The 22,310-nt window shown below is 59.3% G+C and carries 16 protein-coding genes; 10 read left to right on the plus strand and 6 right to left on the minus strand.

Translation table 11 applies throughout. The features are described 5' to 3' along the window. Positions 1-113: 113 nt before the first annotated feature. Positions 114-2,267 (minus strand): TonB-dependent siderophore receptor, encoded by a 2,154-nt coding sequence (locus Q5Z11_RS10725; protein WP_303746404.1) that lies wholly within the window; start codon positions 2,265-2,267, stop codon positions 114-116. An 815-nt stretch (positions 2,268-3,082) separates the two neighbouring features. Here Q5Z11_RS10725 and Q5Z11_RS10730 point away from each other — a divergent pair. The 5 genes from Q5Z11_RS10730 (at position 3,083) to Q5Z11_RS10750 (ending at position 9,087) form a co-directional block, all read left to right on the plus strand. After that, a complete protein-coding gene (locus tag Q5Z11_RS10730; RefSeq protein ID WP_303746405.1) occupies positions 3,083-3,631 on the plus strand; it encodes a fimbrial protein in 549 nt (182 codons plus the stop codon). Between the two features lie 75 nt (positions 3,632-3,706). Continuing rightward, complete coding sequence (locus tag Q5Z11_RS10735; RefSeq protein WP_303746406.1) at positions 3,707-4,459, plus strand: fimbrial biogenesis chaperone; 753 nt, start codon at positions 3,707-3,709, stop codon at positions 4,457-4,459. Then, positions 4,443-7,028 (plus strand): fimbria/pilus outer membrane usher protein, encoded by a 2,586-nt coding sequence (locus Q5Z11_RS10740; protein ID WP_303746407.1) that lies wholly within the window; start codon positions 4,443-4,445, stop codon positions 7,026-7,028. The genes Q5Z11_RS10735 and Q5Z11_RS10740 overlap by 17 nt, the downstream gene beginning before the upstream one ends. Then, positions 7,025-8,368: a fimbrial protein gene (locus tag Q5Z11_RS10745; protein WP_303746408.1), complete on the plus strand. Its 1,344-nt coding sequence runs from the start codon at positions 7,025-7,027 to the stop codon at positions 8,366-8,368. The genes Q5Z11_RS10740 and Q5Z11_RS10745 overlap by 4 nt, the downstream gene beginning before the upstream one ends. Beyond that, a complete protein-coding gene (locus tag Q5Z11_RS10750) occupies positions 8,368-9,087 on the plus strand; it encodes a fimbrial biogenesis chaperone (RefSeq protein WP_303746409.1) in 720 nt (239 codons plus the stop codon). Before Q5Z11_RS10745 ends, Q5Z11_RS10750 begins: the two co-directional genes overlap by 1 nt. A gap of 1,043 nt (positions 9,088-10,130) precedes the next feature. On the opposite strand, the gene Q5Z11_RS10755 is transcribed toward Q5Z11_RS10750, so the two are convergent. Further along, positions 10,131-11,030, minus strand: coding sequence for a DNA-binding protein (locus Q5Z11_RS10755; protein ID WP_303746410.1), 900 nt, complete (start codon positions 11,028-11,030; stop codon positions 10,131-10,133). A gap of 107 nt (positions 11,031-11,137) precedes the next feature. Between Q5Z11_RS10755 and Q5Z11_RS10760 the strand changes: the two genes are divergently transcribed. Then, positions 11,138-12,214 (plus strand): tyrosine-type recombinase/integrase, encoded by a 1,077-nt coding sequence (locus tag Q5Z11_RS10760; protein WP_303746411.1) that lies wholly within the window; start codon positions 11,138-11,140, stop codon positions 12,212-12,214. A gap of 420 nt (positions 12,215-12,634) precedes the next feature. Here Q5Z11_RS10760 and Q5Z11_RS10765 read toward each other — a convergent pair whose 3' ends face one another. Further along, complete coding sequence (locus tag Q5Z11_RS10765; protein ID WP_303746412.1) at positions 12,635-13,261, minus strand: cation transporter; 627 nt, start codon at positions 13,259-13,261, stop codon at positions 12,635-12,637. A gap of 87 nt (positions 13,262-13,348) precedes the next feature. Between Q5Z11_RS10765 and Q5Z11_RS10770 the strand changes: the two genes are divergently transcribed. The 3 genes from Q5Z11_RS10770 (at position 13,349) to Q5Z11_RS10780 (ending at position 15,808) form a co-directional block, all read left to right on the plus strand. Further along, positions 13,349-13,759, plus strand: a complete 411-nt coding sequence (locus Q5Z11_RS10770) for a MerR family transcriptional regulator (RefSeq protein WP_303746413.1) — start codon at positions 13,349-13,351, stop codon at positions 13,757-13,759. 72 nt (positions 13,760-13,831) lie between these two features. Next, the gene (locus Q5Z11_RS10775; RefSeq protein ID WP_303746414.1) at positions 13,832-14,404 is read left to right on the plus strand and encodes a TonB-dependent receptor plug domain-containing protein; all 573 of its coding nucleotides are present in this window, start codon (positions 13,832-13,834) and stop codon (positions 14,402-14,404) included. Between the two features lie 3 nt (positions 14,405-14,407). Next, the gene (locus tag Q5Z11_RS10780) at positions 14,408-15,808 is read left to right on the plus strand and encodes a TonB-dependent receptor plug domain-containing protein (protein WP_303746415.1); all 1,401 of its coding nucleotides are present in this window, start codon (positions 14,408-14,410) and stop codon (positions 15,806-15,808) included. Between the two features lie 797 nt (positions 15,809-16,605). On the opposite strand, the gene Q5Z11_RS10785 is transcribed toward Q5Z11_RS10780, so the two are convergent. The 3 genes from Q5Z11_RS10785 to Q5Z11_RS10795 form a co-directional block, all read right to left on the minus strand. Next, entirely contained in the window at positions 16,606-17,202 is a 597-nt protein-coding gene (locus Q5Z11_RS10785) for a hypothetical protein (RefSeq protein WP_303746416.1), read from the minus strand. A 463-nt stretch (positions 17,203-17,665) separates the two neighbouring features. Then, entirely contained in the window at positions 17,666-18,535 is an 870-nt protein-coding gene (locus Q5Z11_RS10790) for a hypothetical protein (protein ID WP_303746417.1), read from the minus strand. A 276-nt stretch (positions 18,536-18,811) separates the two neighbouring features. Then, on the minus strand, positions 18,812-19,615 hold the full coding sequence (locus Q5Z11_RS10795) for a hypothetical protein (RefSeq protein WP_303746418.1): 804 nt from the start codon (positions 19,613-19,615) through the stop codon (positions 18,812-18,814). A gap of 428 nt (positions 19,616-20,043) precedes the next feature. On the opposite strand from Q5Z11_RS10795, the gene Q5Z11_RS10800 reads away from it, so the two are divergent. Further along, the gene (locus tag Q5Z11_RS10800) at positions 20,044-22,308 is read left to right on the plus strand and encodes an AAA family ATPase (RefSeq protein ID WP_303746419.1); all 2,265 of its coding nucleotides are present in this window, start codon (positions 20,044-20,046) and stop codon (positions 22,306-22,308) included. The last annotated feature ends 2 nt before the right edge of the window (positions 22,309-22,310 follow it).

Below are 22,310 nucleotides of genomic sequence, written 5' to 3' on the forward strand. Positions count from 1 at the left end.
GCCGAGTCACTTTAATAGGCGGGTAGCCCCCTCTAGAACCTTTGTGGCTGGCACTTCAAATCAGGTACGGCCAAGCGCGATGCCCACGGAGACGTGGGCATCGGCGTTTTTGCTTACCAATCGATGCGCAGATCCAGGGATGCGTTGCGAGCCTCGCCGAGCATGTCCAGGTTCCAGTATTTGCGATTGAACACATTGTTGAGGTTGCCGGTCAGCGTCGCGTCGCGACCTGCCAGCGTGGTGCGGTACTGGAAGCCGAGGTCGGTGATCGTGCGTCCCGGGATCAGGATGCGATTGGCGTCTTCGTAATACTGCTCGCCGGAGTAGCGGACCGTGCCGTGCAGGCGGAAGCCGCTGAGCAGGGCAGGGCGGTATTCGAAGTTTCCGACGTAATGCCGCGGCGCCGAACCCGCTGGACGGTTCCCGCGCAATCCGACGTTCTCCGGCGAGAGATCTTCCAGACTGGCGTCCAGCCACAAAGCTCCCAGGCCGACATCCAGGCTGTCGGTTACACCGTAGCTGGCGATCGCTTCAAAGCCGCGATACAGGGTGAGGCCGTCCTGCACCAGATAGCGTTGGCCATCACGCCATTGGTCGATCTGAGCGCCACGTTCTACCCGGAAAGCGGCCGTGGTGAAGCCCAGCCTGCCGCTCTGGTATTTGGCGCCTATCTCGTACTGCTTGCTGATGGTGGCGTCCAATACCTGGCCGGCGTTGGCGTAAGGCGGCTCGCTGTCAAAGCCGACGCGGCCCGCAGGTTCCAGCGACTCCACGTAGCTGCCGTAGATCGACACCGCGTCCACCGGCTTGTAGATCAAGGCAAGCGTGGGCGTCAGCGCCGAGGTGGCGTAGCGCGAATCCACGGTCGGGTCGCCATCTTTGTCGCGCTGTTCGTAATCGACATAGCGTGCGCCGAGTATCGCCTGCAATTTTTCGCCGAAGTGCAGGGTGTCGCTGGCGAACACCGACTTCTGCCGCTCATCCGAGCTCACCGGCGCAAAACTGAAATCCGGAACGTGGTGGGAGATGAAGTCCTGGCGTTGGTAGAGGTTGCCTGAGAAGTCGTTGCTCCAGTAAAACTCATTGCTCCAACGGTCCCAACTGCGCTGCACCGCACCGCCAAACACCACTTCATGACGGATCGCACCGGTTTCGACGCTGCCGGTGACCAGCGCCTGGGCAACGCTGCTACGCAGATCGGCGCCGAAGTTGTATACGCTGCCCTCGTAATCGCCAGCTTCATTGAGCAGGTTGCCGAACATCTTGTTGGAGTAGTGCTCCCGCCGGCTGCCGCCAACGGTGAAGTCCACGTTCCAGTCCTCATTCACGCGCCACTGCAGGCCGGTGGTGGCATTGCTGGTCTTCGCACGGTAGTAGGAATTGCGAACGCGGACGTTCTCGTAGTCGTAGGTGGGGCGGGGCAGGCGGTCGCCTTCGTAGCTGTCCCAGTAGAAGTACATCGGCTCGTGCTTGAGCTTGTTGTCCTCACGCAGCAGTTCGGCGTGCCAGACCAGCGAATCGCCGATCGGCTGCTCCACTGCGATCGCAATCAACTCGCGATCAAGGCCCGCGCCGTTATAGGCGTCGCCACCGTCCTTGGCCAGATTGACGCGGACACCGAACGAATCAGGCCCGTTCAGGCGGGTGCTGGCGTCCACACGGGCGGACCAGGCGCTGTCGTTGCGCCAACCGACTGTGGTGGAGAGCATCGGCGTGCTGGTCGGCCGCTTGGTCCGGTAGCTGATGATGCCGCCGGGCGAACCAAAGCCATACATGAAGCCACCGAGTCCCTTCAGTGCCTGCACCGACTCGACAGCTTCCAGCGGGTACTCGCCGCCCCATTTCATCAGCATCGGCACGCCATCGACGTAATGGTTGCTGACGCCGATGCCACGGATCTGGGTGCCCCACCAGGCAGTCGTTGCCGAAGGCTCGGCTGCGTAGACCGATGGATCGTTGATGAATACATCGCCCAGCGTGGTTGCGCCGCGCTTCTCGATATCTTCCTGCTCCACTACGGTCACCGAGAACGGCGTGTCCAGCAGTCGCTTGGTGCCCAGTGCGCCGGCGCTGGCATCCAGATTGAGGTTCAAGCCCAAGCGCTCGCCCTTGACTCGAACGGTGTCGAGCTCGGTTGCATCCTTGGCAGTTTGTGCGGTGGGAACGGGTTCTGCCGTTTGTGCCTGCACGTTCAGGCAGGCGGCGGTAAGGCAGACGAACAGGGCGGAATGACGCGGGAAACGCACGCGCGAAAGACTAGGCAGCAAGGAGGTGGCCTTGGCGAGGGACGTAGATTGGAGCAGGGCGGTAGCGGCCTGCCAGCAGAAGTACGGCAGCGATCCTATTGCGAACGAGTCTCAATAGCAATATTTCACAAAGGTGACGGAGCAGCGTCGTTTACGCGGTGAAACAGCGGCATCGCGGGGATCTGCGCTATTGAAGAGTGGATTTGTGCTGCTCCATGTCAGGTACCCGTCTCAAATAAAGTGATCCATCACTAAATTAAAGAGTCTCAGTTGTGGTTTGCTCGGGCTGAACCGGAACAGGGGGGGGCAGGGCGCTCTCAGGCTTGATATCGCACCGAACAGGACTGGTGCTGAGCTCCTCGCGGTTCCTCCTGCGCGAAGGGCAGGGGAGCAATGCATACCTGCACTCCATTGCTGTTGTGCGATGAGGGGCGCGATGCGCCAGCGCGTGATGCGAGGCGTCGCCAGTGTCTGTGAATCCCAACGAGCGCGTAGCGAAGCAGACGCCGCGACGCACGAATCGCTGCGCCGGGTTCGTAGCTTGTCCCTGTGAAAAAGCTTTCGCCGCACTTCAACGCAGGCACTCGCATCACAGAGTTCTGCCTTGCCATCGGATCTGCGGCCGTCGCTGTACGCGACTTCCAGCTGCTGTTTCAACGTGCGCCGTCTTCTGCGATCAGTCCTAGCGCTACCACATCAAGTTCTTCAACGAAGTCAGGAATCAAGCCGTTGTAGCGGCAGAAAACGCCTGCGTTTTAGGCCCTGTCCTATGTTTCCAGTCAGCTCGGGAATCAACAATGCGGCCTCCCCAAGCTGAGTTCCAGGAGTAAAACGAAATGAAGCATCAGGTAAGTGGCATTCTGATTTTGCTGGCCGCTGTCATGGCCGCAAGCGCATCGACAAACGCCTCCAATGTCATCACCTTCAATGGTGAAGTCACTGACCAGACCTGTTCTGCGGTGATCAATGGCGGTACCGATCCGACCATCATCCTCAACAGCGTTCCGGTCTCCGACCTCAACGGCGCCGTGGGCAAGTCCGCAGGCGAAGGCGTGTTCACCATCACCTTGACCGGCTGTGCCGCGTCGGGTGCCGATGAAACCTTCACCACCTTGTTCCAGGCCACCAATCCGACCACCACCGGCAACCTGACCAACACCGCTGCCGCTGGTGCCGAGGGCGTCGCACTGCAGTTGCTCGATGCCCCGGGTGGTACTCCGGTGAACCTGGCTGGCGGCGCAGCCGTGCGTGCTGGCGAGATCCTGCTGGGTGCAGGCGAGACCACCGCTACCCACGACTACGGCGTCCGCTACATCTCCGAAGAGACCGCCGTGACCCCGGGTCCGGTCCTGGGTTCGGTCACCTACACCGTTCGCTACGAGTAACAGGCTTGGGAAGGCGACCGCAATGGTCGCCCTCCCGGGCAACGCATTGCCAGCAATTCCACTTGAGGAAAGCACATGCACCAGAACCCTTCCCGCCGCTACATGTCCTGCACTGCAATTGCCGGCATCTTCGCGCTGTTCAACGTAGGGGTGGCCGATGCGAGTGTTGTCGTTTCAGGAACCCGCGTAATCTATCCGGCCGATGCAAAGCAGGTCACGGTGCAGCTGACCAACCAGGATGCGTTCCCCAATGCCGTGCAGGCCTGGGTGGACGTCGATAACCCGCAGTCCACGCCGGCCGACGCCGATGCTCCATTCGTGGTGACGCCTGCGGTTTCGCGCATGGCGCCAGGTGCTGGCCAGCGGATCCGCGTGATGTTTGCAGGTGCGGACATGCCGACTGATCGCGAATCGGTGTTTCATCTGAACCTGCTGCAGGTGCCGCCGATGAACACCGCCCACGCCGACCAGAACAAGGTGATGGTGCTGATGCGCAATCGCCTGAAGATGTTCTATCGGCCGTCGGGCATTGCCGGCACCCCTGCGCAGATTCCGGAGCAGTTGCGCTTCCGCATCCAGCAGTCGGGCAACAACTGGCACGTGCAGGTCGAGAACCCGACCGGCTATCACGCCTCGTTTGGCGGTGCCACGCTGAGCGTGGCCGGTGCAAGCTGGAAGCTCTCTCCTGCGATGGTGCCACCGATGGGCACCGCCCAATGGTTGCCGCTGGCAGCCACCCCGCTGCCAGCAGGGGAGGCGATGGTGAATGCACATCTGATCAATGACTATGGCGCCCGCATTGCGGTCAGCCATGCGGCGTCGCGCTAAGACCGTGCGCATCTCTCCGCTCGCACTCGCGCTCGGTGGCGTGCTTCTGGCCGAAGGCAATATGGCCCGCGCAAATGATGCCATGTACGAGTTCGACGATCGTCTGTTGATGGGCTCCAGTCTCTCAACCGGCAATCTGCAGCGATTCAATCGCGGCGATCAGGTGGATGCTGGCCGCTATGTGGTCGATGTCTATCTCAATGACGCCTATGTCGATCGGCGTGAGCTTGAGTTCAAGGAAATGGGTGGCGGCATCCAACCCTGCCTTGATGAGACCTTCCTCCAGGACACCCTGGGTGCACGTTTGCATGCAGTCGGTCCGGCCGAAGGTGCAGAATCCGCCTGCTCGGAACTGAAGAGCCGTCTGCCGGGCGCAAGCAGCGCTTTGGACGTAGCTCGCCTTCGCCTGGATATCTCCGTGCCGCAGGCCTTGCTGATCAGCAAGCCGCGTGACCATGTCAGCCGTGACATGTGGGATGCGGGAAAGGCCATGGCATTCGCCAACTACGACTTGAATGCCAGCCGTTCTTCTGCTCATGGCATGGAATCGCATTACGCCTCGGCGGCGGTAAACGCCGGGGCAAACCTCGGCATGTGGCGTCTTCGCCACCAGTCCAACCTCACTTATTCGAGCCGCGCGGGTCAGCAGCGCAGTGACTGGAACAGCATCCGCACCTATGCGCAGCGCTCGCTGCCCGGAATCTCCAGTGAGATGACCATCGGCAGCAGCTATATCGAGGGCAATCTATTCGGGAACCTGAGCTATCGCGGGATCAAGATCGCATCCGACGAGCGGATGATTCCGGACTCGCAGCGCCGCTATGCGCCGGTGATTCGTGGCACGGCAACCAGCAAGTCGCGTGTGGTCATCAGCCAGAACGGCCGCAAGTTGCGTGAAGACACCATGCCGCCGGGGCCGTTCGTCATTGATGACATCAGTGGCGCTGCCTATGGCGGTGACCTGGATGTGGAAGTGCACGGTGCCGATGGCAGCGTCGGCCGCTTCAGCGTGCCATTCTCCGCTGTGCCGGAATCCGTCCGTCCTGGCTACTCGAAGTACAGCGCCACGGTGGGCGAGGCGGGAGCCAACAGCCAGTCAAAGCAGGGCTTCGCCGAGTTCACCTATCAGCGCGGGCTCAGCAATCGGCTGACGATCAACACGGGCGCACGAATTGCCGAGAACTACGTCGGCGTGTTGGCTGGTGGTGTCGTTGCGACGCCTTATGGCGCGTTCGGTGGAAACTCGGTGTTTTCCAGCCTGCACGAGAAGGGCGCGGGAACCAAAACCGGCTACCGACTTGAACTGAACTACAGCAAGACCTTCCAGGCCACCGATACCACGTTTACCTTGGCCGGCTACCGCTATTCGTCCAGCGGGTTCCGCGACCTCTCCGATGCGCTCGGGCAGCCGTGGCAGCAGGACGCATTCGAAGATGATGCGTGGCAGCCAGAGCGCCAGCGCAATCAACGCAACCAGTTCAGCGTGGTCATGAACCAGCGCCTCGGCAATTACGGCTCCTTGTACCTGACCGGTTCGGCAGCGGACTACTTCAATGACAGCCAGCGCGATGTGCAGTTCCAGTTCGGTTATTCCAACACCTGGCGCAGGCTGAGCTATAGCCTGTCGTTGTCCCAGCAGCGCAACTGCACGCTGGAACGATGGGACTTCCGCTCGACGCCGCAATGCCAGCTTGGTCGCTCGCTTGGCCTGACCGTCTCGATGCCACTAGGCAGGACCTCGTCCGCTCCGGTGCTCAGCGGCATGGCAACGAGGGACACGGGCGCGGGTGGTTCCAGCTACCAATCCGTGGTCAGCGGCAGCCTGGGCGAGCGCCGGACTACCAACTACGCGGTATCCGCGGGGCAGGGTGGAAGCGCCCGCAGTCCACAGTGGAGCGGCAACCTGCAGACCCAGACTGCCATGGGCAGTTTCAGCGCGGGTGTGTCGGGCGGCTCCGCCGGGCAGCAACTCACCGCCGGCATGCGCGGCGCTTTGGTGTTGCACGGCGAAGGCCTGACGTTCGGACCGTATCTGGGCGACAGCTTCGCCTTGGTGAAAGCAGAAGGTGCACAAGGCTCGCTTGTGCGCGGCGGGCAGGGTGCCCGCGTGAACCGCAATGGCTTCGCGCTGATGCCTTCGTTGTCGCCGTACCGCGTCAATCGCATCGGCCTGGATCCGCAGGACATGACGGCAGATGCGGAGCTGGTGGAGACCGAGCGCACCGTGGTGCCGTCGGCAGGCGCCGCATTGCATGTGGTGTTTGAAACCCTGACGGGCACGCCGCTGATCGTTCGCGCCCGCCGCGCTGATGGCAATGTGGTGCCGCTCGGCGCCAGCGTGGCCGATGAAATGGGCGCCACGATCGGCATGGTTGGCCAGGCAGGGCTGATCTATGCGCGGGCTGCCAAGCGCACCGGGCTGCTTTCCGTGCAGTGGTCGGAAACCGCCAATGGCAGCTGCTCGGTAGCCTATGATCTGGGTGCGCAAGCTCCCGGTTCCAACGCGGCTCCTGTCATCATCGAGGCCACCTGCCAGGGCATGTACAACTACCAAGTGGGCGCACAATGAGCACTTTCCTTCGTTGGCTGTCTCTGGTCTTACTGTTCGCTTCTCCGCTTGCATGGGCAACCTGCTACAAGGTGGAAAGCGTTGGCAATGCCACCACCACGATCCAGACCGCGATCCGGCCGGGGGAGGGCACTGCAGCCGTCTGGGGCGGTGCCTGTGACAGCTGCAATGGTTCGCTTGGCCTGCCCAGCGTGATCAATGTCAGTGATCCAGCATTCCAGCCCTATCCAACGCTGATCGCCAGCGCGGTGGCGCCGCTCACTTTGTACGGTTCCTCCGCCGGCTACGATCCAGAACGGGTGTTTTTCCGTTGCGCGCCGGGTGATGCGGTATACGAAATGTTTTCCACGAACGCCGATGACCTGTACAGCGGTTGGTACACCGGTGGCGATTCGTTGGGCAATTCGCTGGGCTTGCAGTCCGCATATCGGACCGCGTGGCGGAATGTGTTGCTTCGCCTGACCCATATGGAAACTGGACAGTACTTCACCGATGTCTGGGCGGAGCGCTTGCTGGAGGGACTGGATGTGGACTCACGCGGCTATCGCCTTGTGAAGGCAAAGAACCTCAGCGCAGTGCGTTCGGAGTTGTTCAGTGCGCCGTTGGAATCCACGTATTACTACGTTGTTTCGCCGTCGCAACGTTATCTCTACACCCAGCCGGCTGCCTATATCGCGATCAAGGGCCCGGGTCTGGCCTATCCGAATGTAGGCAAGACACACTATGGCAACCACTATGGCTGGCATTACAACTGGCCGGGTGCGATCGGGCTGCTGAACGGGGTGACGTTGAAGCGCTATCCCACCTGCGCGGTGCTGAACGTCACGCCACATGTTGTGTTCCCCCGGCTGTCGATCGCAGAGATCAATGAAGGCGTCAGTCACGAAGTTCCGTTCCAGGTGAGCTTCAAGTGCCAGACTGGTTTCACCAACAGCACGGCCAGCAATGGCACCGCCTTGGGCATCAAGGTGTCGTCCGGCGCCGCTGCTGCGGCTGCATCGCTCGGACTGGTGAATGCAAATGGCGGCATTTCCTATCTGGTATCGGACCGCTACAACGAGGCCGGCATGGCGAAGGGAGTGGGAATCCGCTTGCTGCGCGACGGCGTGGTGATGAACTTACTGCGGGACGAGAACTCCGCTGGCGGTGCGAATGCCCAGGCGCGCGGCTGGTACCCGGCCGTTGGTAGCGCTACGCAGTCCGGCGGTAGTGCAGGTGGTGTCACTCAATACAATGAGACTTTCACCGCCCGGATTGAAAAACTCTCCGAAGGCACCCGGCCGCAGGTAAGCGCCGGCCGTGTCGAAGCAACCGCGCAGATCATCATACGGGGCCAATAATGTCCCTCCAGCACCTGCTCACCACTGTTCTGTTGCTGGCCTGCGGGAACGCGATGGCAGGCGTCACGGCTGAGCGGACGCGGGTGATTTTTCCGCAAGGCCAGCGCGAGGTATCGCTGGTGCTCGCCAATCAGAACGATTACCCGGTAATGGTGCAGACCTGGGTAGACGATGGCGACCCCAACTCCGGGCCCGACGAGGCCGAGTCGCCCGTTATTCCGTTGCCCGCGATGTTCCAGCTCGCCGCCGGGCAGCGGCAGAGTCTGAGACTTCTCTATGTAGGCCCGTCGCCGGCTGTAGACCGGGAGTCGTTGTACTGGCTGAACCTTCTCGAGATTCCGCCGAACCGGATGGACGGCGAGGAACCGGATCCAACGCGCCTGACGGTGACGATGCGGACACAGATGAAGCTGATCTACCGGCCGGCAGCATTGAAAGCAGGGGCAGGGCAGGCCGCGGCAAAGCTCAGATTCCGGCTGGAGAACGGGCACCTGTTTGCGGCCAATACGACGCCTTACTACATAACCGTTTCAGGGATCATGCTCTGCGGTGGCCAGCCAGTTGCGGTGACCAACGAAGGCTTGCTGGCACCGCAATCGGACACGCGCATCGCAGATTCCGCACCTGCGTGCGTGCAGCAAGACCCGACGCTTCATTTCACCTGGATCGATGATGAGGGCAACAACCAGGCTGGCCGGGCAACGTTGTCAGCAAAGTGAGTGCCTGCGATTGCTTGTTGAATGCAGGCACGGTTTGCAAAAAGCGGATTGGACCGGGGATTGCAGCCAACGGCGTGGATAAAGGGCATACCCGCTTGTTTAAGTGACGCAACACTAAAATAAGTGGCAATCGGCAAGGCACGTCGTGGTCCGGCACGGCCAGTGCTTGAACAGCTACGCGCGCCCTGCAAGATCCAGCTGCATTGGCGCTGTGGCCGCCGCTCTGTGTTGCGGTAGCTGACGCAGAACGATTGCAGCCACCTGAGCCCAAACCATCCGGGTCCAGGCTTCGTTGACCAACAGGATCAAGCCAGGCTGATGAAGCCGACCAGATAGATGCCGGTACGAGAACGAGTCGTGAAGTCGATCTGCGGGACAGACTTAGGGGCAGCTGCACCGAAGCCGTCAGCCAAACGGCATAGCTCATAGATAGACAGCGCCAAGCCATTGAAGGGTTCTGAGCCAAACAAGCAAGACGAATCGCAGTTGAGACCTCAGCTGGAACTGGACAAATCTGAGAGCTGGGCTGGGGTTGAATGCTGCAGATCTCGCGGAAAGCCCACCACGACCATTCCGCGTTTTACATAATATACATTATGCGAAATAATGTAATTGCTTACGCTGCAGCACGGATCCGCTCGATCTGGTTCTGGATCACATCTCACCTACCATCCCGGCCTCCTGGACGCCGCACTCATCAATGCACTGCGCCCGCACTTGACGTGTACATTTGATGCACTAAAGCGTGTACACCGAACTTCCTACCGCACACAGGTGTGTGCATTTATGCGATTCCTGCAACTTTGGGTGTCCAGCAAACCGAAGCCCTTGCTCACCACCTCATCCTGTCTTGGCGCTATCCTGAGCCAGGCAGTTTGAAGAGGAGAAGCTCAATGCTTGGTTCTTTGGGGGTGCTTGCAATGGCGCTCGTCTTGGGCGCATTGGGCTGGTGGGTGGATCACACCAACCGAAAGTCGATGAAGTCGCATGACGATGAACAGGACAAGAAGCCCAAGTAGCGCCGACAGAATGTGTCGCCAGGGTCAGCCCTTCGGGATCTTTTTCTTTGATTTGGCTGACCTCTGCCTGCCTCTCGCGCGGAATGCCTCCTCGATCACCGTAGGAATCCTAGTTAGTTGTTCCTCCAAGACCTCGGATTTCGCGCGTTGCCTGTCTGCTTCTTTAGCTGCCGCGAGCACTGCATCCTGGGCAGCATTCAAAGATTTCCGAAGTGATTGTTCGGTTGCAGCGTGGAGCTTTTCCGCAGAAGCCAACTTGCTTTGTAGATCTTTGGCCTGCTGACGAGCCTGGTCGATCTCTCGTGCTGCACGATCTTCAACAGAACTGGCATGTTCCATCAGGCTCTCGCGCTCAGATCTGGCTAGCTCCTGCAGTTCCTGTGAACGGGCTTCCAGAGCCCGCCTCGTAGACTCCGCTTGTTCAAGGCGCTGATCCGTAGAAGCGTGTTGTCGCGCCGATTCTGTCAGCTGCGCCTGAAGCTGTTCCACAAATTGCCGCAACTCCGCCACCTGGGTCAGTGCCAGGCGTTCGGATTGGGCCGAGGCAGTTGTTTTGGCGTGGAGCTCGGAGGCCTCCTCGGCAAAGGTCTGCTGTTGCACTCGCAGCTCGTCATACTCGGCTGCAAGCGTCTGCCTAGCATCGGTGAGCTCCTCGAGAATCGACTCGCGTGCATGTTCTAGCGCCAGTGCCCACCACTGCCCCGCTAACTCGGCCAAGACCGCCGGCGCATCCTTCAAATCTGGACGCTTCGGCTGCAGCCGGAGGCTCAGATTTTTCCACCAAGTCTCCAGCCAGCGCGTGATCGTATTGGGTGATCCCGTGCCCAGGTGCGCGCGGATGCGTTCTACCGTCGGGCGTTCGCCATTGGCGACCAGTTCGTCGGCGGCGGTGTGAACATCGGATTCGGTGATGCCGCGGGCCATGAAGTCTCTCCTGTATGGGTGCCCTGCTCTGTTGATTCCATACTTCCGATAAGAGATAGTTATCGGAAATAGGTGCCTGTTATCGTACGATACATTACATAGTACATATGAAAACTAGACTATCGCCGATACTCGCTGAGCGGCCGCCCACATTGCAGCCCGAACAACTCGCCGCGCACGCCGCTGCGGCCGTACGGGAAATCTTTGCCGAGGCCACCTCCGTCAATACCACTCGCAGCTATGCGGCGGCGCTGCGCTACTGGGCGGCCTGGTTTCAGGGGCGTTACGGCCAGTCGATTGTGCTGCCGGTGCCGGCGGCCACGGTGGTTCAGTTCGTGGTCGATCACCTTGGGCGCAAATGCAAGGCCGGCCTGACCTGGGAGCTACCGACTGCACTGGATGTCCAACTGGTTGCCGCCGGACTTAAGCAAAAACCTGGCGCGTTCAAGCTCAGCACCGTTGTGCATCGGGTGGCCGTGCTGTCCGCTGCGCATCAGCTTAAGAAGTTCGACAATCCGTGCGAAACACCGGAAGTGCGCCAGCTGCTGGCCAAAGGCCGTCGTGCAGCACATAAACGCGGGGAGCGCCCGCGAAAGAAGACGGCCATCACCCGGACTGAATTGGAAGCGCTGGCGGCCACCTGCGACGACTCCCTGACGGGCTTGCGCGACCGCGCCCTGCTCTACTTTGCCTTCTCCAGCGGCGGCCGTCGGCGCAGCGAAGTCGCGGCCGCCGACATGGCCGATCTGCGACGCCTTGACGTCCGGACCTACATCTATCGGCTTGAGCACGGCAAAACCTTGCAGGACGGACCGAAAGCGACCTCCACGCCGGACAAGCCGATCCTGGGCGTAGCGGCCGATGCCCTCGCTGCCTGGCTGGACGCGGCTAGCCTGACCGAGGGGCCGATCTTCCGCCGCCTTTGGGGCACCACGATCGGCCTAGGCCTGTCGTCCAAGTCGGTGGCGGATATCGTGCAGAAGCGCGCCAAGCTCGCAGGCCTGGAAGGCGACTTTGGCGGACATAGCCTGCGCTCAGGGTTTGTGACCGAAGGGGCGCGCCGAGGGATCGCCCTGCCCGCCTTAATGGCGATGACCGACCATCGTTCCGTGGCCAGCGTGGTGGGGTACTTCCAGGCAGGAGGGGTCGCGGACAACCCCGCAGCGATGCTCGCGGGGGACTGAGATCTTTCGCCCCGCTTTGCCGGACAACTCCGGCAACACTCTGCCTTCGACCACAAGTAGCCCTCCAACGGCTCCTATGCAGTATTTCGCAACCCATATCGCCCGAAAGACGCCCGATCGGCCGGGGCTCACCTATAGCGACGGGCGCGCTTGGCCAGGCTGGAATGGAATTTTGGCTGACACAGCTAAACGTCTACGGTCCCACCAGCGGTGATGGAGCAAGAGGATGTGTTCGTTCTATTGCCGAGCGCAGCTGGACACATGTAGGGAACCTCTACTTTTTCGCAAACGGCACCCTGAATCCCCCTTCCCTACCCTCGATAGACATCCCTAGTCCCCTGCCCCGCTGAAGTCCGCTTCCGGCCAGAAGCCGACATCCACGCGGCACAATCGTATCCAACGCACACCTCAATCGCGTTGTTACTTCACCGCTGCACGCCACGCAGGCCACGCCTCGCCGATCACGGCCAGCGCGGATTTCAGGAACAGCAGCGCGATCACCGCGCCTGCTGCGATATCGGGCCAGCCGCTTCCGGTCAGCGCAACGCCACCGGCGGCCACCAGTACACCGATGTTGGCGGCGACATCATTGCGTGAACACTCGAAGGTGCTTTTCATGTTGATGATGAGCGCGCGGAACCGCCACAGCAGTGCCAGGCACACCAGATTGGCCACCAGCGCGATTGCTCCGAACCCCAGCATTAAGCCGCTGGAAGGTGGCACGCCGTGAACCAGTTTGCTGACCACCTCCACCACGATGAAGACAAAGAAGGCCAGGATCAGCAGCCCCTTGGCGAGGGCTGCACCAGCCTCCCAGCGCGCCCCCCGGTTCACTGCCCACAGGCTCAGGCCGTACACAATCGCGTCGCCCAGCATGTCCACTGCATCGGCCTGCAGGGCACTGGAGCGCGCCACGATGCCCGCGCCGAACTCGATGAAGAACATCGCCAGGTTGATAATGAGTACCGCCACCAGTACGCGCCGCTGCGCACTGTGAAGGGCCAGCGCTTCCAGTTCCTGGCGCTTGTGGCCGCAGCAGTGGTCCATGGATGTCTCCCGCCAGGCTCTGTGCCCGGGCTTGAAAAAGGGTGGGATAGTCGTTATCAACCCTGTAGCCCCTACAAGGTCAAGCCCATGCCCAGCCACCTCACCATCGGCCAGCTGGCTCGCCAAACCGGCACCAAGGCCGAAACCATCCGCTATTACGAGAAGATCGGGCTGCTGCAGCCGCCGCTACGCTCGGAAGGCAACTACCGCTACTACGGCGCGCAGGACCAGAGGCGCCTGTCGTTCGTGCGCCGCGCCCGCGAGCTTGGCTTCTCCATCGAACAGATCCGCGAGTTGATTGCCTTTGGTGAACAGCGGGAGCACGAGTGCAGTTCGGTGGACGATGTGGTGAAAGCGCACATCGCAGACATCACACGCCGGATCCAGGACCTGCAGGCGTTGCAGGGCGAGCTGGAGCGGATGATCGGCAATTGCCCGGGCGGCCGCGTGGCCGACTGCAGGGTGCTGGAAGCCCTTCAACCGCAGCCTGTCGCTTGACCTTGTAGCCGCATCAAGGTTTACAACGCCGGGCTACTTCGCCACCGCGCGGCCTTGCCGCCCTGACGACCCATGACCCTGCTGCCCCATCCGCTTGCCTTGGCGCTGAGCGCCACCCTGCTGTCCGCCGTTGCCCCGGCCAATGCACATGAACCGCCCGCCGCGCACGACGACCACCACAATGAGGCCGTGGAGCTGGATGCGGTGGTGGTGCAGTCAACCCGGTCAGGGCGCCGCGTTTCCGACGAACCGATCCGGGTAGACGTCGTATCGCAGGAAGAGATCGAAGAGAAGCTGCTGATGTCGCCGGGCAACGTCTCCATGCTTGTGGCCGAGACGGCGGGCGTGCGGGTGCAGAACACCTCGCCGGGCATGGGCGCATCCAACATCCGCATCCAGGGCCTGCGCGGCCGGTATACCCAGCTGCTGGCTGATGGCCTGCCGCTGTACGGCGGTCAGTCATCGTCCATCGGCCTGCTGCAGATTCCCCCGACCGACCTTGGCAGTGTCGAGATCATCAAGGGCAGCGCGTCGGCGTTGTACGGCCCGGCAGCGTTGGGCGGCGTGGTGAACCTGATATCGCGCCGGCCCAAAGAGACCGCCGAGGCCGAAATGCTGCTCAATGCCACAAGCCGCGGCGGCTAAGACGTGACCGGCTACGCAGCCGGGCCGCTTGCCGAGCACTGGGGCCTCTCGGTGGTGGGTGGCTACCATCGCCAGGATCGCCAGGACCTGGACGGCGACGGCTGGGCGGATATTCCCGGCTACGAGCGAGCCACGGTCCGGCCGCGGTTGTTCTGGGAATCGGAAAATGGCGCGCGCGCACTGCTGACAGCAGGCGCAATGCGCGAGAGCCGGCTGGGCGGAACACTGCCCGGTCAACGGGCACCCGACGGGCAGCCCTTCGCCCTCACGCAGCGCACGGAGCGCGTTGATGCCGGCGCGGTGGTGGATGTTCCGGTGCGCGAGAGCGACCGACTGCAGCTGCGCGCATCGGCCATGTCCACCGATCACGACCACGGGTATGGCCCTGAGCAGGACAACGACACCCATCAGACCGGCTTTGCGGAAGTCAGCTATGCGTCCGGAGTAGGCGCCACCAGCTGGCTGGCGGGCATTGCCGCACAGCAGGACCGGTTCCGTTCCGCCCGTTACCCGCAGTTTGATTACCGCTACACCGTGCCCGCCCTGTTCGTTCAGGCCGAGCAGGCGCTGCGCGATGACCTTACGCTTTCCGGCAGTGCGCGCTGGGATGACCACAGCGCCTATGGCGGGCATTTCAGCCCCCGCGTGTCGCTGTTGTTCCGCCCTGACGAGTGGACCCTGCGCGCGTCGATCGGCAGAGGCTTCTATGCGCCTACGCCCTTTGTCGAGCAGATCGAGGCTGCTGGCCTGTCACGCCTGGAGCCGCTCAGTCGCCTTCGCGCGGAAATCGCTACCACCGGATCCATCGATGCAGGTTATGTGCGTGGCCCTTGGGAACTGAACCTCAGCGTGTTCGCATCGGACATCGACCATGCGGTACGCCTAGTGGAATCTGCGAACGCCCCGGGTGAACGTGTGCAACTGGTCAATGTGGCGGGCGTCACCCGCACCCGTGGCAGTGAACTGCTGCTGCGCTATCGCTGGCAGGACATCACGGTGACCGGTAGTTATGTCTACACCGATACGCGCGAACCCGGTGAGGAAGGCGCCGGCCGCCGTCCGGTTTCACTCACGCCAAGGCATAGCGCAGGCCTGGTTGCCATGTGGGAGCAGCATGACCGTGGCCGTATCGGCCTTGAGGCCTACTACACCGGTATCCAGGCGCTGGATGACAATCCCTGGCGTCGACGCAGCCGACCGTATCTGGAAGTGGGTGCACTGGGAGAAATCGTGCTGGGCAGAGTCAGCCTGTTCCTCAACCTGGAAAACATCCTCAACGTCCGCCAGAGCGGCTACAACCCGATGCTGCGGCCTCGTCGCGCCGACGATGGCCAGTGGACCGTGGATGCATGGGCGCCGCTGGAGGGGTTTGTGGTGAATGGTGGTGTGAGGATGAAGTTCTAGGGTTGGGTTAAGGCGGGAGGCGATGTCTGCTTTCGGCCAGAAGCGGACGTTAAACGCCCTAGTTAATCCGCGCGGCAGTGGCACCGTCGGCTTGACTGAGCTGTTAGTTGACCGCCTCCGGACAGGCGGCCACTTGAAGCGGGCCAAATAAGTGACAGTACCGGCAAAGCCGCCGTACTGAGCGACGGAGGCTCTGTGGGCGACGGGACTGCTTAAATGAACTGAGCACCAAGGATGCCTGCTGAGGGAAGCGCCGCACACAGGAGGGCGACCCCGAGGCAACCGGAGCTACCTGTCGCAGGCACAGGAGGAGCTGTCTCTTTTCTCCAAACGAGTGCCTGACCGTACATAGGAAACAGAGCATTCTTTGGATATTTGATGGAAATAGGCCCTTGTATCTCCCATCCTGCTGCAAGGCGTTCATTAACCTCTTGCACTAAGGCATCTTTGCTGGGAGCGAGCTCAATCGCGTATTTGCTTACAGGCCGCTTGGCGGGAACCATGCTCAACCTGCGTCGGTTGTAATACCCCTTACTAGGGCTTGGCCGTACATAGGCAGTGCAGCGTTAGCTGGGTACTCGATGCTGAGTCCCCCTTGAGGCATCCAGCCGGCGTCAATCAAGCTGTTGACCTCACTCAGAAGCTTCTCCTTGCTTGGAGCGATGACGACTGTATAGGTGCTGCTGGCTTCAGTTTCCACGTGCTTCCTCCTTCTTGAGCGCTAACGAACGATAGATGTGATTAGCAGACGCCTGAACTAAGCCGCGCCGCGAAGCGACGTCAGCCCAAATGAATCGTCAACGCGCAACGAAAATCCCCAATATCGACCTGCCCAACATCGCCAAGAAGAACAGGCCACTTATAAAGCGAATGTTCCTTTGAAAGCAGGGAGTCGCATAGCCTGGTGCGGTCGACTTATTTATCGTTATGAATACAAATAGGAGATAGACGAAGAGAAGTCCACCAAGCAATTTTGCGCAAAGCCACAGTAGTTGTGTCAGCGCGAATGGTGAGGAGATCGAGTCGTGAGCAAAGACTGCGATAGCCAAAGCCGCGCCAATTGTTACGCCGACGTACGCAGCACCAATGCCGAGTGCTGCATTGGGGATGTAGACGCTAAGGAACCGGTCCACACCTCCTTGCGGGTCAAATGAAGAGCCTCTTATTGCAACCTTGGCAGACAGGTAAAGCAAGGAAACGCTGACGAAAAGTGCAAGAGTTCCTGGCGCTTGATTTTCGCCGATTAACCTCGAGGTGCTTTCAGTCCAAAGTCCATGGACCCCCAAACTCGCAAGAGAAAATCCAAGAACGAAGAATAGGACAAGCAATCCTGCAGCAACACGAAAGGATATGGGGTGATTAGCAAGATGATTCTTTATATTGGAAAGGCCCAAGGAATACCTCTTTGTGCAGGGAAAACACCTGAAGGATGGACCCGAGGATCCACTTATCGAACTGATCCACCAAATCGTCGACTGTCAACTTTATACCTCGACCTTAGGGCTACAGAGCCAAGCCAACAAGCCCGCATATGACCGGACCCCGCAGTAGGCTGGGCGGCCGCATCGGTGGCTGCTTTGAGTCGAATGCTGCCATGTCGAGCCCACGACTGTTATCGGCCAGAAGCGGACGTTTGGCTCTGGAACTGGGCCGACTGGTGAAGCGAGTTCGCCCTGAAGGGACTGTTTAGACTCTAGCTAGGACGCCGTTGTCCTCAACAAGCAGCGACCTCTCAGGCAGAGATGCTATTGCAGTCTTCATATGGCTACAGCAACCCCGAACGCTCGACATAGCCCTTCTGAGGCTTAATTCCTGAGCCAAGCCATCCTGCCAAGCGTCGTCGGCCTCAACGAACTGCTAGGTCGGCCTGTTTGAAAAAGCGAAATAACTTGGCATCGAGGGTTTAGTACGTGATTGAACTTCAAGAACGTCGATCTGGTAACCGCATTCGCTCATGGTTCCGATTGAAAGTTCAATGTAGCTATTAGGCCCCTGTCCAACAGGTTGAGGCCCGAACCCGTCCCATGTTCTATGAAGCGCACGAAGCTCATTCTCGATGCCGTAGTCTTCACCTGAAAGGTAGAAGGAGCAAAGTCGTGATATACCCTTCAAAATGAAATCTCGACCATACTTTTGCTTTACAGTATTGAAAAGATCAGAAATTAGCGGAATCGGTTCGCTAAGCTTTGCCTCGTACTGAATTTTCCGGAAGTTCGGGTTGGACGCTGTAATTTTGAGCTTCAGTCTAACGCCGTCATGTGTGGCGAATGTTCTCCAGAGATAGTCTTCGCGCTCAGGAGTGAGGTCAGATCCTGTGAATGATGCATAGTACGTGTTCGGCATCAGCAGGGTTTTGAATAAAGGAACCCCATTCTCTGTACTGTCCAAGTATCCGGACAGGCCATGAGTTTTACAAAACGTCTCGATCTCACCCTCTCCGCATCTTTTTTCAATATTCGTTAACCTAAAGGTTCCGGAGTTAAGTATCGCTTCTGCTGCTTGCAGAGAAGTGTAGTGGTACACCTCTTCGGATGAGATGCTCGGCCAGAGATAGTTGGTGATCGCCTCAGAGAGAGGCGCGTTCGGCTTGCAAAAATCGGACACGGTCTTGTCAGTGACTGTGATATCAGAAAGCGTGATGGTCTTATCAATCCCATGCCGCGAGAGAACAGCGTTGATATCATCAACAAGGTTGTTCAAAATTTTGATTTGTTCGACGGGGTTCACTCTAACTCCACGACGGCAAACTGCCGACTAGAGGGACCCTTGAGTCCCGTTGTACGACATAGCCACTAAGCACTGCATGGCTGGCTTTCCCTGCTACAGCGTGATCTTAGGGCCGCTGTATCAGACTAACAAGCCATCACCCAGAGATAGGACCGAACGCCCCGGAACCCATTCTGGCTCTAGCTGGATGTCCGCTTCGGGTCGATCACGCCCTGCGGCCACGAGCGGTCGGTTGAAACGGCCGTATATATCGGACTGAAGAGGCAACCGACAGAGCTACCGTGACCGAATAGAAATCTCAGGGGCATTGAAATCGAGACGTACAAGCGGCGCTGTTCCATACTTGGCGGCGAGGTGAAGAAGTACTGGGTCGCAGAAGGAGAAAAGCCGCATGAAATTCTGCTCCCTTCTTTCAACGCCAGCGTCAGGAATATAGGCCAGGCCGGCTTGTTCTTCACTGATCGGGTCCGTAACCGCAGGGCCAAATGGCAGGAGGAACTCGGACGCTTTGAGCTCATTATGGTGAGGTGAATAAGGATTGAGGCAAATTCTAAATTTCAAATCTCCGCCGTTCGCCTCAGAATAGCCAACGATTGCTGCATCGATCTCCTGCCTTCTATAGAAATCGCTATTCCTGTAAAAATAGCAGGCCTTGAGTTGAGACGGTTTTCCATATTCCATAACCATTGTTCTTCCGTACAGCGTATCGACAAGCTGCTCGCGTACGGCGCGAGCGTTGATACAGTTCATCAGGAAGAAAATAACATTGAAATCTGCTTCGAATTCTATAGCTGCCTTCAACTGCTTGGAGCCATTCCGAACGATGCCCGAGAGGGTCTCGTTTCGACCGAGTACGTGATCGGAAACATAGGCCTCACCAGAAGTCAAGACGTTCTCGCGCAGGATGGCCTGATCCGGATCGTCGACCTTAAGCTTGGCTTCCACCAAAGCGCTACTAGAACCATACCGCACGAAAAAATCCGGCATCTTCTTGCCACTCTCTGTAGCCTCTGGCAACTTTTCTACGATGAAACCTAGTTGCGTCAATGTTTGTTTGGCAATCTCATCAGAATTCAACACTTCTGCCTCGCTTCGTTATGATTATCGCCTTGCGCCGGACCAGCAGCAGTAAGGCTCGTCCTGTTCGGTGCCGCTCGCCAAGTTGATCATGATCAAAGAATATTTACTTGTACGGACAGCACCATGACTGCCTGCAGTGGCGACATCGCGCCAGCTACAGTAGAAAGAGTGATGAGTTCGCAGCGTCCACAACATGACTCTGAGGAAGCTGATTGCTTCGGTAAGAGTAAAGCGGTCCGGCGTCTCGCCTGTGAACTAGGCAAGCCAGCTATAGATGCGTGGACATTGGCAATCAGCATATAGGGCGGCAGGGCGCTGCGGTTGCCTTGAACCGACCTCTGCTTTCGGCCAGAAGCGGACCTTCACTTCCGCAATGTGGGGCCTCCAGACGCTTACGGTAAGCTTGCGTCAAAGATCAAGGAGGCGACATGCTGAAGAGCATAGAGAAGATCAAGGGGCTTGGCGTCTATCAAAGCTACAGCAAGCCTACAGGCACGCAAGACTTCGGGATCAAGAATCTCATCTATGGCTGGAACTACTCTGGGAAGACCACCCTCTCCCGCCTGTTCGCTCAGCTTGAGACCAAATCGGCCAATCCTGATTTGTCCGGCTGCGAATTCACACTTGGAACTGCCGATGATTCGATCACCGAGAAAAACTTCAGTCGGTGCAGTCTGTCGGTTCGGGTCTTCAATTCCGATTTCGTCCGCGCCAATCTGCACTTCGATGGCGGAAGCTTCAACCCCATCCTGCTGCTGGGCAAGGAATCCGAGGATGCGCAACGGAAAATCGATGAGCTTAGCAAACGGATCAAGCGCTCGGACGAGGTCCAACGCAAACTGGACGGCAAGTTCGAAGAACTGAAGACGCGGATCGCGCAGGCCAAGACCGACACTGCCAAGTTCATCCGCCAACACTTGAAGGTTGATCCCTATACGGCCGCACATCTCGGGCAGGATCTTGTCGCAGTCGGCGTTCTTGATTCCCAGCTCGTGCCGGAGAAGGAACTCGCTGATGCCATCGAAATCGCGCTGACGCCTGACTCCAAGAAGCCGAGCATGGTCGAGGAATTGAGCGCTGCTCCGTCGATCGAGAATCTCCACAAGGAGGCCGTCACGGTTCTGGCCGCAACGCCAAGCTTCTCCAACACTATCAAACACCTTGAGGAGAATCCTACCGTTGAACGCTGGGTCCAAGGCGGCTTGGCCCTGCACCCAGGCGCGGGAACGTGCGAGTTCTGCGGGAACGACTTGTCTCAGGATCGCCTCGAAGCCTTTCGCGCACACTTTTCGAAGGATCTGGCAGACCACAAGGAGCGGGTCGATGGTCTTCTTGTACGTGTGAAGGTGGCTGTTTTCCACCTGAGCTGGCCCAAGGCCGCCGAACTCAATGCTCAGTTTCGCGAAGCCTACACTGCCGCCATTGAAGCGCTGCCCGCAGCCATCGACGCATTCAACCAGGCTGTAAGGAAACTCACAGACGAAGTGCAACTCAAGGCTGACGACTCCCGCAAGGCCATGACGCCCTCGCCATTGGCTGCAGGCCTAGAAAAAGGGATCAGGGACGCGGTTGCAGCGGTCAACCTTGTCATCAAGCAGAACAACGATTTGGCCTCCAACTTCATTAAGGCAAGAGCCGATGCCTTGAGGAAGGCACGATACCACTACGTCCAGCAATTCGAGAACGACCAGGCGGCCACAGGCCTGGAGCAACAGAAGACGCGACTCGCCAGTCGGTCCGACCGTCTGAAGGCCTATGTCGCAAGGCTGCGGCCGGAGATCAGTGATCTTCAGGCTCAGATCAGTCAGGCACAACAAGGCAGGGAAAAGATTAACGAACGCTTGGCGTCCATGCTGGGGAGCGAGGCCGTCCAGATCCAGGTCGTAAAGGATGCGGCAGGCCAGGACCGCTTTCAACTGATCCGGAAGACGGGAGCCGTTGCCAAGAATTTGAGTGATGGCGAGCGCACGGCAGTTGCCTTCTCATACTTCCTGACAAAGCTCCAGGAGATCAAGCCAGCTGAATTCAAGGAGACCATCGTCTACATCGACGATCCCATCTCAAGTCTCGACGCCAATCACATCTTTCAGGTGACCGCTGCCATCCGAGCGCTGTTCTTCAAGCAGCATGACAAGAACGCGCCTTGGCAGACCACCTGCAAGCAACTGTTCATCTCCACGCATAACTTCGAATTCTTCAACCTGCTCAGAGAGATCAAGCCCGTGGCGAGCAACAAGGGAGCCCGGCTCTACCTGATCAGAAGGATCGCCGAGAAGTCCTCCACGCTGGAAGACATGCCGGCCTCGCTCGCACGCTATCAGTCTGAATATCATTTCCTGTTTGAGGTCATTCATCGCTTCCACAAGGCGCCTGACAAGACCGTCCACGAAGTGCTGATGCTGTTGCCGAACGCCATGAGGCGCTTCATCGAGCTCTATACGTACTCCAGGCTTCCTGGGCCGAAAGACTCGGAACAAGTCGACGAGCGAGCCGAAATTCTGTTCGGGGTCGAGCGTGCGAAGCGGATCCTCAAGATCTTCCATTACTTCAGTCACGGCAACACGCTGGACCGGCTCGCTGGAAACAACGAGCTGATCTTCGACCTCGAGCATGCGGTCAAGGACCTGATAGATGTCATCACCGAGACTGACAAACCCCATATGGACTCCCTGATCGCGGCCACTCAGGCTTGACG

Source organism: Stenotrophomonas sp. 610A2 (assembly GCF_030549615.1).
Taxonomy (GTDB): domain Bacteria; phylum Pseudomonadota; class Gammaproteobacteria; order Xanthomonadales; family Xanthomonadaceae; genus Stenotrophomonas; species Stenotrophomonas pigmentata.

Excerpts from the sequence above, each read along its gene's own strand:
- Q5Z11_RS10730 (WP_303746405.1), top strand. The coding sequence starts at position 3,083 with ATGAAGCATCAGGTAAGTGGCATTCTGATTTTGCTGGCCGCTGTCATG.
- Q5Z11_RS10735 (WP_303746406.1), top strand. The coding sequence starts at position 3,707 with ATGCACCAGAACCCTTCCCGCCGCTACATGTCCTGCACTGCAATTGCC.
- Q5Z11_RS10740 (WP_303746407.1), top strand. The coding sequence starts at position 4,443 with ATGCGGCGTCGCGCTAAGACCGTGCGCATCTCTCCGCTCGCACTCGCG.
- Q5Z11_RS10745 (WP_303746408.1), top strand. The coding sequence starts at position 7,025 with ATGAGCACTTTCCTTCGTTGGCTGTCTCTGGTCTTACTGTTCGCTTCT.
- Q5Z11_RS10750 (WP_303746409.1), top strand. The coding sequence starts at position 8,368 with ATGTCCCTCCAGCACCTGCTCACCACTGTTCTGTTGCTGGCCTGCGGG.
- Q5Z11_RS10755 (WP_303746410.1), bottom strand. The coding sequence starts at position 11,030 with ATGGCCCGCGGCATCACCGAATCCGATGTTCACACCGCCGCCGACGAA.
- Q5Z11_RS10760 (WP_303746411.1), top strand. The coding sequence starts at position 11,138 with ATGAAAACTAGACTATCGCCGATACTCGCTGAGCGGCCGCCCACATTG.
- Q5Z11_RS10765 (WP_303746412.1), bottom strand. The coding sequence starts at position 13,261 with ATGGACCACTGCTGCGGCCACAAGCGCCAGGAACTGGAAGCGCTGGCC.
- Q5Z11_RS10770 (WP_303746413.1), top strand. The coding sequence starts at position 13,349 with ATGCCCAGCCACCTCACCATCGGCCAGCTGGCTCGCCAAACCGGCACC.
- Q5Z11_RS10775 (WP_303746414.1), top strand. The coding sequence starts at position 13,832 with ATGACCCTGCTGCCCCATCCGCTTGCCTTGGCGCTGAGCGCCACCCTG.
- Q5Z11_RS10800 (WP_303746419.1), top strand. The coding sequence starts at position 20,044 with ATGCTGAAGAGCATAGAGAAGATCAAGGGGCTTGGCGTCTATCAAAGC.